The 16274-nt window shown below is 66.7% G+C and carries 17 protein-coding genes and 2 tRNA genes; 14 read left to right on the top strand and 5 right to left on the bottom strand.

From position 1 onward, the window contains the following. Positions 1 to 91 precede the first annotated feature (91 nt). Positions 92 to 505, bottom strand: coding sequence for a hypothetical protein (locus QNO08_RS11915; protein WP_229965293.1), 414 nt, complete (start codon positions 503 to 505; stop codon positions 92 to 94). A 188-nt stretch (positions 506 to 693) separates the two neighbouring features. Between QNO08_RS11915 and QNO08_RS11910 the strand changes: the two genes are divergently transcribed. From QNO08_RS11910 to QNO08_RS11885, 6 genes are all read left to right on the top strand, one after another. Next, a complete protein-coding gene (locus QNO08_RS11910) occupies positions 694 to 1467 on the top strand; it encodes a fumarylacetoacetate hydrolase family protein (RefSeq protein WP_229965294.1) in 774 nt (257 codons plus the stop codon). A gap of 2 nt (positions 1468 to 1469) precedes the next feature. Further along, positions 1470 to 2084, top strand: a complete 615-nt coding sequence (locus tag QNO08_RS11905; RefSeq protein ID WP_229965295.1) for a hypothetical protein — start codon at positions 1470 to 1472, stop codon at positions 2082 to 2084. A gap of 42 nt (positions 2085 to 2126) precedes the next feature. Continuing rightward, positions 2127 to 3641 (top strand): glutamate--tRNA ligase, encoded by a 1515-nt coding sequence (gene gltX / locus QNO08_RS11900; protein ID WP_229965296.1) that lies wholly within the window; start codon positions 2127 to 2129, stop codon positions 3639 to 3641. A 4-nt stretch (positions 3642 to 3645) separates the two neighbouring features. Further along, on the top strand, positions 3646 to 4386 hold the full coding sequence (locus QNO08_RS11895; protein ID WP_229965297.1) for an HAD family hydrolase: 741 nt from the start codon (positions 3646 to 3648) through the stop codon (positions 4384 to 4386). A gap of 120 nt (positions 4387 to 4506) precedes the next feature. Continuing rightward, a tRNA-Gln gene (locus QNO08_RS11890) sits at positions 4507 to 4578 on the top strand. 123 nt (positions 4579 to 4701) lie between these two features. After that, a tRNA-Glu gene (locus QNO08_RS11885) sits at positions 4702 to 4777 on the top strand. A gap of 44 nt (positions 4778 to 4821) precedes the next feature. Here the strand turns inward: QNO08_RS11885 and QNO08_RS11880 are convergent. Further along, a complete protein-coding gene (locus QNO08_RS11880; protein WP_229965298.1) occupies positions 4822 to 5343 on the bottom strand; it encodes a DUF1697 domain-containing protein in 522 nt (173 codons plus the stop codon). Positions 5344 to 5437: 94 nt separating this feature from the next. Between QNO08_RS11880 and QNO08_RS11875 the strand changes: the two genes are divergently transcribed. Further along, positions 5438 to 6454 carry a thiamine-phosphate kinase gene (locus tag QNO08_RS11875; protein WP_229965299.1) on the top strand — a complete coding sequence of 339 codons (1017 nt, stop codon included), beginning with the start codon at positions 5438 to 5440 and terminating at the stop codon, positions 6452 to 6454. A gap of 3 nt (positions 6455 to 6457) precedes the next feature. Here QNO08_RS11875 and QNO08_RS11870 read toward each other — a convergent pair whose 3' ends face one another. Both QNO08_RS11870 and QNO08_RS11865 read right to left on the bottom strand, forming a co-directional pair. Further along, positions 6458 to 6880: a potassium channel family protein gene (locus QNO08_RS11870; RefSeq protein WP_229965300.1), complete on the bottom strand. Its 423-nt coding sequence runs from the start codon at positions 6878 to 6880 to the stop codon at positions 6458 to 6460. Positions 6881 to 6915: 35 nt separating this feature from the next. Next, on the bottom strand, positions 6916 to 7647 hold the full coding sequence (locus QNO08_RS11865) for an IclR family transcriptional regulator (RefSeq protein WP_229965301.1): 732 nt from the start codon (positions 7645 to 7647) through the stop codon (positions 6916 to 6918). 142 nt (positions 7648 to 7789) lie between these two features. Between QNO08_RS11865 and leuC the strand changes: the two genes are divergently transcribed. From leuC to QNO08_RS11835, 6 genes are all read left to right on the top strand, one after another. After that, positions 7790 to 9283 (top strand): 3-isopropylmalate dehydratase large subunit, encoded by a 1494-nt coding sequence (gene leuC / locus QNO08_RS11860; protein ID WP_229965302.1) that lies wholly within the window; start codon positions 7790 to 7792, stop codon positions 9281 to 9283. 9 nt (positions 9284 to 9292) lie between these two features. After that, the gene (leuD, locus tag QNO08_RS11855; RefSeq protein WP_229965303.1) at positions 9293 to 9892 is read left to right on the top strand and encodes a 3-isopropylmalate dehydratase small subunit; all 600 of its coding nucleotides are present in this window, start codon (positions 9293 to 9295) and stop codon (positions 9890 to 9892) included. Between the two features lie 290 nt (positions 9893 to 10182). Next, on the top strand, positions 10183 to 11520 hold the full coding sequence (murA, locus tag QNO08_RS11850; protein ID WP_229965304.1) for a UDP-N-acetylglucosamine 1-carboxyvinyltransferase: 1338 nt from the start codon (positions 10183 to 10185) through the stop codon (positions 11518 to 11520). A gap of 8 nt (positions 11521 to 11528) precedes the next feature. Then, the gene (locus QNO08_RS11845) at positions 11529 to 12383 is read left to right on the top strand and encodes a lysophospholipid acyltransferase family protein (protein ID WP_229965305.1); all 855 of its coding nucleotides are present in this window, start codon (positions 11529 to 11531) and stop codon (positions 12381 to 12383) included. Next, the gene (locus QNO08_RS11840; protein WP_229965306.1) at positions 12370 to 13413 is read left to right on the top strand and encodes an NAD(P)H-dependent glycerol-3-phosphate dehydrogenase; all 1044 of its coding nucleotides are present in this window, start codon (positions 12370 to 12372) and stop codon (positions 13411 to 13413) included. The genes QNO08_RS11845 and QNO08_RS11840 overlap by 14 nt, the downstream gene beginning before the upstream one ends. Then, the gene (locus tag QNO08_RS11835) at positions 13410 to 14609 is read left to right on the top strand and encodes a D-alanine--D-alanine ligase family protein (RefSeq protein WP_284015718.1); all 1200 of its coding nucleotides are present in this window, start codon (positions 13410 to 13412) and stop codon (positions 14607 to 14609) included. Before QNO08_RS11840 ends, QNO08_RS11835 begins: the two co-directional genes overlap by 4 nt. Before the next feature lie 33 nt (positions 14610 to 14642). On the opposite strand, the gene QNO08_RS11830 is transcribed toward QNO08_RS11835, so the two are convergent. Beyond that, positions 14643 to 15119 (bottom strand): DUF3515 domain-containing protein, encoded by a 477-nt coding sequence (locus QNO08_RS11830; protein WP_229965307.1) that lies wholly within the window; start codon positions 15117 to 15119, stop codon positions 14643 to 14645. A 96-nt stretch (positions 15120 to 15215) separates the two neighbouring features. Here QNO08_RS11830 and QNO08_RS11825 point away from each other — a divergent pair, with 96 nt between their 5' ends. Next, positions 15216 to 16220: an LCP family protein gene (locus QNO08_RS11825; RefSeq protein WP_229965308.1), complete on the top strand. Its 1005-nt coding sequence runs from the start codon at positions 15216 to 15218 to the stop codon at positions 16218 to 16220. The last annotated feature ends 54 nt before the right edge of the window (positions 16221 to 16274 follow it).

The following is a 16274-nucleotide window of genomic DNA, read 5'->3' as shown; positions in this document are numbered from 1 at the left end:
TTTGCGCCGAGATGGCAGAAACTGCACGTCCCGGACCCGGGAACAGCACTTACAGCCAACTCGCGAGAGATTGAGCACGTTCGCAGCCTTCCTAGCCCGGCGTGGCCGGCGAATTCCCGCGGCGGTGCCTGCGCAGCCAGGCGGCCGTCGTGATCACCAAGGGGAGCTGGGTCAGGCCGTAGAGCAGGTGGAAGGCATAGTGCTTCAGCGTCTGATCAGGATCGAAAGGCAGGATCGCCAGCGGCAGCACGCTGACTATGGCACCAGCCAAATGCAGCAGGCCTAATGCCAGCAGCCCCCACACCGCACCGACCCGCCGCCGCGTGAACCAGAGACCAACGAGCGCTGCGGCCAAAAGCAGGGGAACGGAAGATTCCGGGCTCAGGACTGTCTGGCCGGGGAGATCGGCGACATTGTGGACGAAGATGCCAACCCAGCTCAGACCGGCGAATGCCGGAATCCAGGGGGACGCCTTGGAATTTTTCGCAGTAACGGAGGCTCCCATGGCTGACAGTCCTTTCCGCCGGCTGGTTCAACGGTGACGCTGTCGTCGGTTGCAGTATCGCACCCCGGCGGTCGAGATGGCAGCAGGTGCATGTCTCAGCGCTCAGACGTGCACCTTCAGCCCATCTCGGGGGAGGAAAGGGGGGACGCTGCACCGGACCGGAGGTTTCGTCTACTAGGCTTGAGGGCATGCGTATTGCTCGATTTGTACAAGACAGTGACCCAGCGTTCGGCGTCGTCGACGGGGACGAGGGCCATGAGGAAATAGCCGTCATCAAGGGCGATCCATTTTTCTCCGGCGTCCAGCTGACGGGGGAGCGCCACAAGCTCGAGGACGTCCGTCTTCTGGCGCCGATCATTCCGCGCAGCAAGGTGGTCGGCATCGGCCGCAACTACGCTGACCATGCCAGCGAGATGGGCAACGAAGTGCCGCCGGCGCCGCTGATGTTCCTCAAGCCCAACACCTCGGTGATCGGCCCGAACGATCCCGTTGTGCTGCCGTCCTTCTCGGACGAGGTGTCCTACGAGGCCGAGCTCGCCGTCGTCATTGGCCGCATCTGCAAGGACGTCCCGCTGGACCGGGTGGACGAAGTCATCTTCGGCTACACCTGCGCCAATGACCTCACTGCCCGCGACGCCCAGCGCACCGACGACCAGTGGGCCCGGGCCAAGGGCTTTGACACCTCCTGCCCGCTCGGCCCCTGGATCGAGACCGAGCTGGACACCGATGACCTCGCGGTCCGCGGCTACCTCAACGGCCAGCTCGTCCAGGACGGCAACACCAGCGCGATGATCTGGAGTGTGAAGGAACTGGTGTCCTATGTGTCCCAGGCCTTCACCCTGCTGCCCGGTGACGTCATCCTCACCGGCACGCCCGCCGGCGTCGGGCTCATCTCCGACGGCGAGCGTTACGACGTCGAGATCGAGGGCATCGGCCGCCTCGTGAACACCGCCCGCAGCTAGGCATGAGTTCTTCCGGCGCCGGACCGAGGCGCAACCGTGCCCCGGTCCGGCGCTTTTTGCTGCCCGGAGTGGTGTGGGCAGCCGCCCTGTTTGCGGCGCCGTTCCTTAACGACGGCGGCGGAAATGCCCTGCTGTGGGGCGCCGGCGCCGCTGTCCTGGTGAGCCTGTTTCCCTGGGCCCTGGTCACTGTCCTGGACCGGCGCGGGGACCTGCGCCGCGGCCTGGACCGGCTGGGCGCGCCACCCATCATCCTCGGAGCCGCCGGGGCGTGCTTCATGGTGCTGCGGGTTATCCGGTGGACCGACGGACCGCGGGCTCTGGCCGCCGTAATCTTCGCGATGATCACCGCCTATGCCCTCACCGCCGCGCTAACCAAGGTGGTGCGGCTGGACTGGGCAGCGGTCACCTGCGCCGCGGCCGCCGTCGTTCTTCCGACGCTTCTGTTCCTGCTGCTGCCGGGCGCCGCGGGGACGGCAGCCGCGATCGCCGCAGCCGCAATGTTCGTCGCCGCGCTGCTGAGCGGGAGGGACCGCCCGGCACGTGAGACGGCGGGGGCCGCTGCCGCCGGCGTGGTTGCCGGCGGCATCTTCCTCTGGCTGCTGCAGTACAGCCGGTAAACGTCGGGCCGGGCGGATCGAGAGTCTAAACTGGAAAGCATCATGACTAACCTGCCTTCACTTGCCGAACTGCCCACCGTCGATGACAGCACCCCCGTGCGCGTGCGTTTCTGTCCTTCCCCCACAGGTACCCCGCACGTGGGCCTGATCCGGACCGCCCTGTTCAACTGGGCCTATGCCAAGCACACCGGCGGCACCATGGTGTTCCGCATCGAGGACACCGACACCGCCCGCGACAGCGAAGAGAGCTTCCTGCAGCTGCTGGATGCCCTGGACTGGCTGGGCATCACCTGGGACGAAGGCGTCAACGTGGGCGGGCCGCATGAGCCGTACCGCCAGTCCCAGCGCGGCGACATCTACCAGGACGTCATCGCCAAGCTCAAGGACGCCGGCCACCTGTACGAGTCCTACTCCACTCCTGAGGAGATCGAGGCCCGGCACCGCGCGGCCGGCCGCGACATCAAGCTCGGCTACGACAACTATGACCGCACCCTGACGCCCGAGCAGATCGAGGCCTTCAAGGCCGAGGGGCGCTCACCGGTGCTGCGCGTCCGGATGCCCGACGAAGACATTACCTTCAACGACCTGGTCCGCGGCGAAATCACGTTCAAGGCCGGCACCGTTCCGGACTTCGTGGTGGTCCGCGCCAACGGGGCACCGCTCTACACGCTCGTCAATCCGGTCGACGATGCCCTGATGGGCATCACGCACGTGCTGCGCGGCGAGGACCTGCTCTCCTCCACACCCCGCCAGATCGCGCTCTACCGGGCGCTGATCGACGTCGGAGTGGCCCAGTACATGCCGCTCTTCGGCCACCTGCCCTACGTCATGGGCGGCGGCAACAAGAAGCTCTCCAAGCGTGATCCGGAGTCCAGCCTCTTCCTGCACCGCGAACGCGGCTTCATTCCCGAGGGCCTGCTCAACTACCTCTCGCTCCTGGGCTGGTCGCTGTCCGCCGACGAGGACATCTTCACCGTCGACCAGCTGGTGGAAAACTTCGACATCCACAACGTGCTGGCCAATCCGGCCCGCTTTGACCTGAAGAAGGCCGAGGCCATCAACGGCACCCACGTGCGGATGCTGGCTGCCGAAGACTTCCGCAACCGCCTGGTCCCGTACCTGCAGACCGCCGGCCTGGTGGGGGAGACCCTCACCGCCCGGGAGGAGGAGATCCTCACCGAGGCCGCTCCGCTGGTCCAGGAACGCATCACCCTGCTGGGCGAGGCGCCGGACATGCTGGGCTTCCTCTTCAAGGCCGACGACGCCATTGACGTGGCCGACGACGCGCGGAAGGGCCTGCCGGCCAACCTCACCGAGGTGCTGGACGCCGCGCTGGCCGCGCTGGAGCCGGTGTCCGACTGGACCGCCGAGAACATTCAGGCGGCGCTGCGCACGGCGCTGGTCGACGAGATGGGCATCAAGCCGCGCCTGGCCTTCGGCCCGGTCCGCACCGCCGTCTCCGGACGCCGCATCTCACCGCCGCTGTTCGAGTCCATGGTGATCCTGGGCAAGGACTCCTCGCTGGCCCGCATCCGCGCCTTCCGCAACGCCGGCTAACTGCATGAAACAACGCAGGCAGGTCCGCGGGGTGCTCTTCGACATCGATGAGACCCTCGTGGACCTGCAGGCAGCCATGGGGACCACGCTGCAGTCCCTCGGCCGCCACGACCTCGCACATTTCACCGCGGAGGAGTGGACCGCCTTCAAGGCCCTCTTCACCGCGGATCCGGAAGGGTACTACGACAGGTACCTGGCCGGTGAGCTGTCCTTCGCCGATCAGCGCGTCCGACGGCTGCAGCACGCCCGCAGGAGCACCGGGCAGCCGCTGCTCGACGACGACGCGGCAGAGCACTGGAACACAACCTACGAAGCGACCCTGCCGCTGCACTTTCGCGCGTTCGACGACGTCGTGCCGCTGCTGGATGAGCTGGATGCCAGAGGCATTCCGTACGGCGCCGTCAGCAACAACGTTCATGACTACCAGCGCGCCAAGCTGGATGCCGCCGGCCTGCAGCGGATCACGGTCCTCGTGGGCATCGACACGGTGGGTGCGGCCAAGCCGGAGCCCGCCATCTTCCACGAAGGCGTCCGCCGGCTCGGCAGCGACGCGGCGCAGACCCTGTACGTCGGGGACAACCTGCGCGTCGACGCCGAAGGAGCCTGCGCCGCCGGCCTCCGGGGTGTCTGGCTGGACCGCCCGGAGTATCCCTCGCCGGTGCGGAGCGGATCGGATCCACACCCCACGGAGCAGATCGCCGTGGTGCGGTCGCTGCGCGAGGTGGTGCGACTGGCCACCGGCTGACAGCACCACGGGAGGGCCGGCGGCGGTTTTGTACTTCCTCCGGAACCGGTGTATAGTTATATCTCGTGCTGAGGGGTTGGAGCGGGGAAAAACTTCTCCAAAACAACCGAAAAAGCACAGTGGGATATGGTGTAATTGGCAACACATCGGTTTCTGGTACCGACATTCTAGGTTCGAGTCCTGGTATCCCAGCGGTTCTCAATTGATAAGAAATTATCAATTTGAAGATCAGCAATAAGTGTGAAAAGCTTATTGAGCTTAATTCCAATTGAGCAAAAGGAAGCAAGACGCCTTCACGGGCAGAATGCTTGTACTGGCCCCATCGTATAGCGGCCTAGTACGCTGCCCTCTCACGGCGGTAACGCGGGTTCGAATCCCGCTGGGGTCACCATTTCAGCCAGCTCCGGACAATGTCCGGGGCTGGCTTTTTTGTGTTCAATCGCGGATCATCCTCTGCAGCGTCCTCAGGTTTCTCGTGGTGGTGCTTGCCTTGTAGCGGGCGCTCGAACCCAAACGGGACAGAGGACCTTCCAAGGTCTGGCCCTTGGGGCACGGCCACGCGACCGCTTCCGGTCCCAGCCGCACCTGTTCGGCACCCAGCGCGGCTCCGGCCTCGAACAGCTCCGTGAGCAGCCCGGCGTCGGACCCGAACGTCACGTAGGCGTGCATCTGTGCATCGTCGGCCGGATAGGGAACGGCGGCGGCCAGCTCGGCCAGCCGCTCCTTGGTCAGGACCACCACCCAGGCGTCGTAGCCGAAGTCCGCCCGCAGTGCCGCCTCCACCATCGATTTGAGCTCATCGGCTGCGGCCTCGGAAGAGAGAGTTACGTTGCCGCTGGCGAGAAAGGTCTTGACCCCGGACACCGGAAGAGCCGCCAGAGTCGAGCGCAAATCCGCCGAGCGGACCGTCACCCCGCCAACATTCACGCCGCGCAGCAACACCGCATAATCAGTCATGCACCGGAGAATACGCCGGAAAGCGCGCTCCCTGCCATAATCGATTTCAGCAGGGACACTGTGTTCCTCTTTGTTGACCCAAAGGAAAGCTCCAGTGCCCACGCACGCGCCGACAGTGGCGGACCTGAACGAAAAAGCCCTGCTCGCCCGGATCTTTCCGCGGCTGGGAGCGCCCAAAGCGCTGCTGGGACCCGGCGACGACGCCGCCATCGTGGCAGCTCCGGACGGGCGGACCGTGATCTCGATCGACACCCTGGTGCAGGACGCCGACTTTCGGCTGTCCTGGCCGTCCGGCTACCGCACCAGCGGGTTCGACGTCGGCTGGAAATGCGCGGCGCAGAACCTCTCCGACATCAATGCCATGGGCGCCGTGGCCACCTCCCTGGTTGTCAGCCTCACCCTGCCGGGCAGCACCGAGGTTGCCTGGGTGGAGGACCTGGCCGACGGCCTGGCTGCGGCCATCCACGTCCTTGGCGCCTCCGGGTGCTCGGTGGTCGGCGGTGACCTGGGCCGGGGCCGCGAGATCGTGGTCACTGCGGCTGTCACCGGCTCCCTGCAGGGCCGGTCGCCGGTGCTGCGCTCGGGTGCCCGGCCGGGGAACGTCATTGCTGTCGCCGGTGTCCTGGGCAGGGCGGCGGGAGGGCTGGCAGTACTGGAAAGCTCCGAGGATTATGCCTCCCTGCACTCCGATCCCAGCACGGAAAACCAGGTCCTACTGGAGCTTGCCGCTGCCCAGTGCCGGCCGCGTCCGCCCCTTGCCCGGGGTCCGGAGGCCGCAGCAGCAGGAGCCACCGCCATGCTGGACATCTCGGACGGGCTGGTCCGGGACGCCGGACGTATTGCGGCCGCCTCCGGTGTCGCCGTCGAACTTGATCCCGCAGCCCTCGCCCGCCATGCGGAGCCGCTGCAGGCTGCGGCGTCGCGGCTGGGCGCGGATGCCCTGGACTGGGTGCTCGGCGGTGGCGAGGACCACGGCCTGCTGGCCGCCTTCCCCGCCGGAACCGCACTCCCGGAAGGGTTCGAACGGCTGGGCACGGTGCACGACGGCGCCGGCGTCACCGTCGGGGGAGAGGCGCCCCGCGTTGCCGGCTGGGACCACTTCGCCGGCTGAAAGCTACCGCAGGATATGCCGGTTCCGGATCCGCTGCGCGAGGGTCAGGAGCTCCTCGCGGGAAAGGTCCGGCAGGTTCTCCAGCTCGCCGATCAGTTCATCGAGGCTGGTGTTGGCGCGGGTGCGGAGGATTTCACTGTAGTAACCGACAATGACACCGGTGGCCAGCGCCACCACGAGGATGCCGTAGAGGGCCACAAAGACGGTGATCAGCCGGCCCGCCATGGTGACCGGAACAATGTCCCCGTAGCCAATGGTGGTGAAGGAAACAAACAGGAACCAGAGGGCGTCCCCGAAGTCCTCGACTTCGGGTTCAAAGCGCGGCAGCAGCAGCGCGGCCACGCCCAGCACCACGAGGAACCCGGTGAAGACCCGCTCCGCTCCGGTGGTGCGGACGATGTTCCACAGGAGGCGCAGCCGTTTCATGGTGACCCTTCGACTTGGTGGGTCCCAGAATAGGCCTACTCCGCGGTCTTCCGCAGGGCTTCGGTGAGCTGAGCGGCGGCGCGGGTCACCACTTCGGCGTGAATGCGGCCGGGCTGGCGGGTCAGGCGCTCGATCGGCCCGGAAATCGAGACGGCGGCAATCACCCGGCCGGACGGTCCGCGCACCGGAGCCGAGACCGAAGCCACGCCCGGCTCCCGTTCGCCCAGGCTCTGGGCCCAGCCGCGGCGCCGCACGCCGGCCAGGACCGTGGGCGTGAAGCGGGCATTGTGCAGGCCCTCGAACAGGCGGTCGTGGTCCTCCCAGGCCAGCAGGCACTGGGCGGCCGAGCCGGCCTTCATGGACAGCTGCGTGCCAACGGGGATGGTGTCCCGCAGCCCGATGGGACGCTCGGCTGAGGCGACGCAGACCCGCCATTCGCCCTGCCGGCGGAACACCTGCGAGCTCTCACCGGTGGCGTCGCGCAGCGCCAGCAGCACCGGGCCCGCCGCCGCAATCAGCCGGTCTTCGCCAGCGGCCGAGGCCAGCTCGACCAGCCGGCCGCCCAGGACAAACCGGCCCTGGATGTCCCGGCCCACCAGGCGGTGGTGCGCCAGCGCGACGGCGAGGCGGTGCACGGTGGGGCGGGCGAGCCCGGTGGCGGCGACCAGCTGCGCCAGCGTGGTGGGGCCTGCCTCCAGCGCGTCCAGCACCAGTGCGGCCTTGTCGATGACGCCGACGCCGCTGGCCGGGTTTCCAGTTATGTCCATGTGTTGATACTGCCGTCTCAATATTTGAGATGCAAGTCGAAAAACTGGCGTCTCCGCGGGCGGAGCTGGTTGTCTTAAAGCATCGACTTTGCGCGGCCGCTCTTTTCGGCTCGCGGAAGACACTTCACAAGGAGCATCGGGTATGGGTGAGCACGCAGCAGGCAGGACGCTTGCGGAGAAGGTGTGGGACGAGCACGTCGTCGTCAAGGGCGAAGACGGAGCCCCCGATCTCCTGTACATCGACCTGCATCTGGTCCACGAAGTGACGTCCCCGCAGGCCTTCGAAGGGCTGCGCCTGGCGGGCCGGAAGCTGCGGCGCCCTGACCTCACCATCGCCACCGAGGACCACAACACCCCCACGCTGGAAATCGACAAGCCCATCGCGGACCCGATCAGCCGGACCCAGATCGAAACCCTGCGCGCCAACTGCGCTGAATTCGGCGTCCGGCTGCATTCACTCGGCGACGCCGAGCAGGGCATCGTGCACGTGGTGGGCCCGCAGCTGGGCCTGACCCAGCCCGGCCAGACAGTGGTCTGCGGCGACTCCCACACCTCCACCCACGGTGCGTTCGGCGCCCTGGCCATGGGCATCGGCACCTCCGAGGTGGAGCACGTCATGGCCACCCAGACGCTGTCCCTGAAGCCCTTTCGGACCATGGCCATCACCGTGGAGGGGACGCTGCGCCCCGGCGTGACGTCCAAGGACATCATCTTGGCCGTCATTGCCAAGATCGGCACCGGCGGCGGGCAGGGCTACGTGCTCGAGTACCGCGGGTCCGCCATCCGCTCCCTGTCCATGGAAGCCCGGATGACCATCTGCAACATGTCCATCGAGGCCGGCGCCCGCGCCGGCATGGTGGCCCCGGACGACGTTACCTTCGCCTACCTCAAGGACAAGCCGCACGCGCCGCAGGGCGCGGACTGGGATGCCGCCGTCGAGCACTGGCGGTCGCTGGCGAGCGACGACGAGGCCGTGTTCGACGCCGAGGTATTCCTGGACGCCGATGAGCTGGAGCCCTTCGTCACCTGGGGCACCAATCCCGGGCAGGGCGTCTCGCTCTCCGAGTCCGTGCCGTACCCCGAAGCGTTCGGCGACGAGAACGCACGGGCCGCTGCCGAACGCGCGCTGACCTACATGGACCTGGCTCCCGGCACGCCCATGAAGGACATCCGCGTGGACACCGTCTTCCTGGGCTCCTGCACCAACAGCCGGATCGAGGACCTGCGCATCGCCGCCGACATCATCCGCGGCCGGCAGAAGGACCCCGACATCCGGATGATGGTGGTTCCCGGTTCCGCCCGGGTCCGGCTGGAAGCCGAAGCCGAGGGCCTGGACCAGGTGTTCAAGGACTTCGGCGCCGAGTGGCGCTTTGCCGGCTGCTCCATGTGCCTGGGCATGAACCCCGACCAGCTGGCGCCGGGGGAGCGCTGCGCGTCCACCTCCAACCGCAACTTCGAGGGCCGGCAGGGGAAGGGCGGACGCACCCATCTGGTCTCACCGGTGATTGCGGCGGCCACCGCCGTCCGCGGCACCCTGAGTTCGCCGTCGGACCTCGAGCCGCTGTCCGGTGCTGAGCCGCTGTCCGCAGCGGCCCGGACCGAGCCCGCCGCCGCATCCGTCCAGCCAGCCGTCTAGGAGCCAGCCATGGAAAAGATCACCACCCACACCGGCATCGGCGTCCCGCTGCGCCAGAGCGACGTCGACACCGACCAGATCATCCCCGCGGTCTACCTCAAGCGGATCACCCGGACCGGATTCGAGGATGCCCTCTTCGCCGGCTGGCGCAAGGACGAGAACTTCATCCTGAACCGGGAGCCCTACTCGTCCGGATCAGTGCTGGTGGCCGGCCCCGACTTCGGCACGGGCTCCTCCCGCGAGCATGCCGTCTGGGCCTTGAAGGACTACGGGTTCCGGGCGGTCCTGTCCTCCCGCTTCGCCGACATCTTCCGGGGCAATTCCGGCAAGCAGGGGCTTGTCGCGGCGCAGGTGGCGCAGGATGACATTGAACTCATTTGGAAGGTGCTGGAGAACTCTCCGGGGACCGAGGTGAGCGTGGACCTGGAAGCACGCACCGTGGTCTGCGGAGCGGTGACGGCCCCCTTCTCCATTGACGAATACACCCGGTGGCGCCTGCTCGAGGGGCTCGATGACATTTCGCTCACACTGCGGCACGAGACGGATATCACACAGTTTGAGGCGCACCGTCCTTCCTTCAAACCGACAACCCTTCCGGCGCGCACCTAAAAGCCCTTTCGGCGCCGGTTTTGCACCGCGCCCGGTTTCGTGTCCTGCTGCGGCACTTCGTATTATTGATAGGCCCCCGACCGGGGGCCTATCAGTTTTTCCAGGGGCAGGTCCGTTGTGCCGTGCGGGTCCCGGAGAGGCTCCGGACCGGCACGGTGCCCTGCGCGCAGGTCGCTCGGGAAGGTTCTTCCGGAGGAGCTGATATTTCAGTATGTGGACGCTTGCTCCTATGCTTGAGTGCAGTCTCTCTTTGCTGTTGGGGCATTATAGAAAAAAGAAATTAGGTGTTCATGGGTAGCGTTCTAACCATCCGTGGTGGAGTTCCTCTGACAGGAAAAGTCCCCGTCCGCGGAGCGAAGAACCTCGTTCCCAAAGCCATGGTCGCGGCACTGCTGGGCAACAGCCCGTCACTGCTTCGCAACGTTCCGGAAATCAAGGACGTTGAGGTAGTCACCTCGCTGTTGCAGCTCCACGGTGTTGAAGTCACCAAGGATCCGGTGACCGGGGACCTGACCATGGATCCCCAGAACGCCAAGACGGCGGCGTCAAAGGACATCGACGCCCACGCGGGCGATTCCCGGATTCCGATCCTCCTGTGCGGACCGCTGATGCACAGCCTCGGCGAGGCCTTCATTCCGGACCTCGGCGGCTGCAAAATCGGCGACCGGCCGATCGACTTCCACCTGCAGATGCTCCGCAACTTCGGTGCCGTGGTGGAAAAGCGCCCCGGCGGCATTTCCATCTCCGCGCCCAAGGGCCTGACCGGCGCGAAGGTGGAACTGCCCTACCCGAGCGTGGGCGCCACCGAGCAGGTGCTGCTGACCGCCGTCAAGGCCGTCGGAATCACCGAACTGCGCGGTGCCGCGGTGGAACCGGAAATCCTGGACCTCATTGCCGTGCTGCAAAAAATGGGCGCCATCATTACGGTCCAGACGGACCGGGTCATCCGCATTGAAGGCGTGACCGAGCTGAGCGGGTACAACCACCGTGCCCTGCCTGACCGTAACGAAGCCGCGTCCTGGGCGTCGGCTGCGCTGGTCACCAAGGGTGACATTTACGTTGAAGGCGCGTCGCAGCAGGATCTCACCGCGTTCCTCAATACCTACCGCAAGGTCGGCGGCGCCTTCGACGTCGACGACGGCGGCATCCGCTTCTACCATCCCGGCGGGGCACTGAATCCGCTGGTGCTGGAAACCGATGTCCACCCCGGCTTCATGACCGACTGGCAGCAGCCGCTGGTTGTTGCGCTGACCCAGGCCCAGGGCGTGTCCATTGTCCACGAAACGGTCTACGAAAACCGGTTCGGGTTCACTGACGCACTGATCCGCATGGGCGCCAACATCCAGGTCCACCGCGAATGCCTCGGCAGCGTTCCCTGCCGGTTCGGCCAGCGCAACTTCCTGCACTCGGCGGTCATCTCCGGTCCGGTGCAGCTCAAGGGCGCCGACGTCGACATTCCGGACCTGCGCGGCGGCTTCAGCCACCTGATTGCGGCACTGGCCGCTGACGGAACCTCCCGCGTGACGGGCATCGAACTGATCAACCGCGGCTACGAGCACTTCCTTGAAAAGCTCGAGGGACTCGGCGCCGATTTCGACGTTTCGACCGTTTCCGCCGGAACGAGGTAGCCGCCGCCATGCCTGAGTCGGTCAAGTCGCGGGTGGCGTTCGCCCTGCTGGCGAACACCATGCGGCCGGTAATGAACCTCCTGGTGCGCAAGCAGTGGGAGGGACTGGAAAACCTCCCCCGGGACACCGGGTTCATTGCCTGCCCCAACCACGTGACGGAGATCGACCCAGTGGTGGTGGGGCATTTCTTCTACAACCAGAAGATCATGCCCCGCTACCTGGCGAAGGCATCCCTCTTTAAGGTGCCGGTCTTCGGGTCGGCCCTGCGCGCCACCAATCAGGTCCCGGTGGAGCGTGTCACCTCCGGTGCCTCGGCGTCGCTGCAGGCCGCACGCGTCGTCATCGAGGCCGGCGGGGCGCTGATTGTCTATCCGGAGGGCACGCTCACCCGGGACCCTGATCTCTGGCCGATGCGGGGACGGACCGGCGCCGCCCGGCTCGCCCTGCAGACCGGCGCCCCGGTGGTTCCGGTGGCCCACTGGGGAGCCGAGGCGCTTCTTCCGCGCTACAGCAAGCGCCTGAACCTGTTTCCCCGCAAGACAGTGCGGCTGCGGGTCGGCACCCCCGTTGATCTTTCCGACTTGCGGGACCAGCCGATGACAAAGTCAGTGCTGGACACCGCCACCGAACGCATCATGGACAGCCTGACCGATCTCGTCGCCGAGCTGCGGGATGAAAAGCCGCCGGTCGTCCGCTGGGATCCGGCGGTAAACGGACAACGGGCAACCGGCCGGGACTTTGAGCAGCCCCGGGGCTTTGACCCGATCCGGAAGATTAAGCAGGACAATGACTCCGGGCAGCGCCGAGAGCCCAAACACGACGGCGACAAACAGAACGGGACTGAGAACAATGAGCTGGCGTAACACGCATCCGAAGGTAGTGGCCGTCCTGGGCGCAGGCAGCTGGGGAACCGTCTTCGCGAAGATTGTGGCCGACGCCGGTGCCGGCCGGCAGACCGACGTCCGGCTCTGGGCCCGGCGCCCCGAAGTGGCTGCGGAGATCAACGACCTCCACCGCAACAGCCAGTACCTGTTGGACACCGTGCTGCCGGGCAACCTGACGGCGTCCGCCGATCCCGCGGAGGTGCTGGCGGGAGCCGAACTCGTGGTGCTGGCGGTTCCGGCGCAGACCCTGCGGGCGCAGCTGCGCAGCGTCCGGGACCTGATCCCGGAAGGCGCCGTCGTCGTCTCCCTGATGAAGGGGCTGGAAGTGGGCACCGACTCGCGGATGAGCCAGGTCATCGAGGAGGAACTGCACTGGCCCGAAGACCGGGTGGCTGTCATCTCCGGGCCCAACCTGGCCATGGAAATTGCTCACCGGCAGCCGACGGCGTCGGTGGTGGCCTGCTCCGATCTGGACACCGCAGCCTGGATTGCCCGGGCCTGCACCGCGCCCTACTTCCGTCCCTACACCAACACCGACGTGGTGGGCACTGAAATCGGCGGCATCGTGAAGAACGTGATCGCCCTGGCCGTGGGCATCTGCGAAGGCAAGGGCATGGGGGACAACACCAAGGCCTCGGTCATGACCCGCGGGCTGGCGGAAACCACGCGCCTGGCCCTGGCGCTCGGCGGCAGCGCCGAAACCATGTCCGGCCTGGCCGGGATGGGCGACCTCATTGCCACCTGCTCCTCGCCGCTGTCCCGGAACCACACGGCCGGCCGGCTGCTGGCCCAGGGGCTGACACTGGAGGAAGTCAACGCGTCCATGAAGCAGACCGCCGAGGGCATCAAGTCCGCACAGGCCGTGCTGGACCGCGCCACCCAGCTCGGTGTCTACATGCCCATTGTCGAAAACGTCGTCGCCGTCCTGCAGGGCGTCATCTCCGTCGACGAGCTGGGACCGCGCCTACTCTCCCGCGAACTGAAATCCGAAGGTGTGCACACCCCGTGACAAACGACCCACTGAGCCCCGACACGGTTACCGCCAGCGGCGGCGCCGCTGCAACCGCCGGCGAACCCGGCGGCACCGACGCGGGCCGGACCCGGCCCCGCGTGGCCGTGCTGTTCGGCGGCCGGTCCAGCGAACACGCAGTGAGCTGCGTGACCGCCGCGGGCGTGCTGGAAGCCATTGACCGCAGCAAGTACGACGTCGTGCCGGTGGGGATCGCGCGGAACGGGCAGTGGACCCTGGTCTCGGCCGATCCGGCCGCCTGGTCGCTGCGCTCCGAGTCCCTGCCGGAGGTCACCCCCGGCACTGAAAGCATCGTCCTGTCCGCCGAAGGCGCCGGGTCGGACCTGGTGGCGCATGCCGAGGGAGCGCTGCCGCGCAGCCTCGGCCGGATCGACGTCGTCTTCCCCGTCCTGCACGGCCCGTTCGGCGAGGACGGCACCCTGCAGGGAATGCTGGAGATGGCTGACATCCGTTACGTGGGCGCTGGCGTTCTTGCCTCCGCCGTCGGCATGGACAAGCACTACATGAAGGTGGTGTTTGAGGCAGCGGGCCTGCAGGTGGGCCCGTACGAGGTCATCACCGACCGGCAGTGGGAAAGGGATTCCGCGGCGTGCCTGGAGCGTGCTTCGAAGCTGCAGTTCCCGCTGTTCGTCAAACCGGCGCGGGCAGGCTCCTCCATGGGCATCACCCGGGTGACGGAACCGGCCGGGCTGGCCGCCGCCATTGAAGCCGCCCGCCTGCATGATCCGAAGGTAGTGGTGGAAGCCGGCATCACCGGACGGGAAATCGAAGTGGCCGTCCTGCAGGGCCGCGGCACCGAGGATCCCCGCACCAGCCACCCCGGCGAAATCGCAGTGCAGAACGGCGACCACGACTGGTACGACTTCGACGCCAAGTACGTGGACGGAGCGGCAGCCGAGCTGAGCTGCCCCGCCGATCTGCCGGCCGGAACCGCCGAGCGGGTCCGCTCGCTGGCTGCCGTCGCCTTCGAGGCCGTCGGCGCCGAGGGCCTGTCCCGGGTGGACTTCTTCTACACCCCGGACGGGAACCTGATCATCAACGAGATCAACACCATGCCCGGTTTCACTCCGGTGAGCATGTATCCGCAGATGTGGGCCAAGTCGGGCCTGCAGTACACGGAACTGATCGATGAACTGATCGCGCTGGCGCTGGAGCGGAAGACCGGACTGCGCTAAGCGGCACTTCCGCCGCGCGAGGCCTGCCCGGCGCTACTGCGCGGGGAGCACCAAGTCATTGCTGCTCACGCAGGCCCGGGTCGGCTCGATCCGGGACACGGCGTTCTCCAGCTGCACCAGCAGCGTCGACGACGAGACTTCCTCGGGGTTGAAGATCACTTCCACGGCCGGCTCCCGGCCGTACGTCGTCGCCGTCCACGTGGTCTCGTCCTCCTGCAGGATCCAGTCGATGCTGTTGACCGTGGCGCACTGCTCGGTGGTCGGTCCGGGAACCGGCACGCCGCAGCGCAGGATGATCTTTGACGGATCTCCCCAGGCGGCGGAGGACTGGCTGTCGGTTTCGCGCTGCTGCTGATCGGCCAGCTCGGACGGCAGGGCCACCATGATTTCGGCGCAGGCCGGGTTGGCGGCGTCCGGAGCCGGTTCGACGTCGGCCACGGGAGTGCAGGCGGTCAGTGCCGCTGCGAGGGTAAGGACCGCTGCCGGCAGGGCAGCGCGGGATAGCAACATGCCTTCAAGGTTATCGGTCCGCGGCGGCCGGATTTGAATCGAAGGACGACACCGGGGAGCGCTAGGCTTTTACCCGGGGGAGAACAGGGGAGTATCTTGACGCAGTACATGGACGAATATGAGCAGCCGGCCAGGCGCCGGCGGCATCCCATCCGCAACCTCTTGATCACCGTCCTGGTGCTGATCCTCGTGGCGGCGCTGGTGGCCGGCGGCTACCTGTGGTCCCTGGCCCGCAGCTTCGACAACGGCACCACGACCATCGAGAACGCGCTGCCGGCGGACAGCCCGGCGAAGGATCCCGGGGCCGGGAACTCGCAGAACATCCTGCTGATCGGCACCGACGAGCAGGATCCCGGATCCGAAGCGTCCCGCTCCGACACCATGATGCTGGTGCATCTGCCGGGGGACCGAAGCACCGCCTACGTGATGTCGATCATGCGCGACACCTGGACCGAGATTCCCGGCTACGGCGAGGGCAAGATCAACTCGGCAATGGCCCTGGGCGGCGTGCCGCTGACGGTCAGCGCAGTGCAGGCCATGGTTGACGCCCCGATCGACCACGTGGCGATTGTCGACTTTGAAGGCTTCAGCGGGCTGACGGATGCGCTCGGCGGCGTGGAGGTCAACAACCCGACGGCGTTTTCCTCCAGCATCGACGACGACCATTTTCCGGCCGGGGTCATTTCGCTGGACGGCGACTCCGCCCTGAACTTCGTCCGTGAGCGGCAATCCTTCGCCGAGGGCGACTACCAGCGGGTGCGGAACCAGCAGCTGTTCATCAGCGGGCTGATCTCCTCGGTGTTCTCCAAGGAGACGCTGCTGAACCCGGGGAAGGTCAGCGCTGCCGTCTCGGAAATTTCCCCGTATCTCAGCGTGGATGAGGAACTGGACGCCGTCGCTGCCGGCCGGCTGGCGTTCTCCCTGCGCAATGTGCGCGGCGGCAATCTGTCAATGTTTACGCTGCCGACACTGGGGGCGGGAACCTCAAGTGACGGACAGTCTATTGTGGTCAAGGATGAAACGGCCATCGCGGCTATCGCGGAGGCGATGGACAACGATGCCATGGCTGAGTATCTGGCCGCGAATAATGGGGGAATATAACGTGGATTTAGGGCTTTGGCGGCGCCGGGCGGGAACCGCAGCAGCGGTTGCCGT

The organism is Arthrobacter sp. zg-Y820, assembly GCF_030142155.1.
Lineage (GTDB): Bacteria > Actinomycetota > Actinomycetes > Actinomycetales > Micrococcaceae > Arthrobacter_B.
Note: the sequence above shows the minus strand (reverse complement) of the source record. Positions and strands in the feature narration are given on the sequence as shown.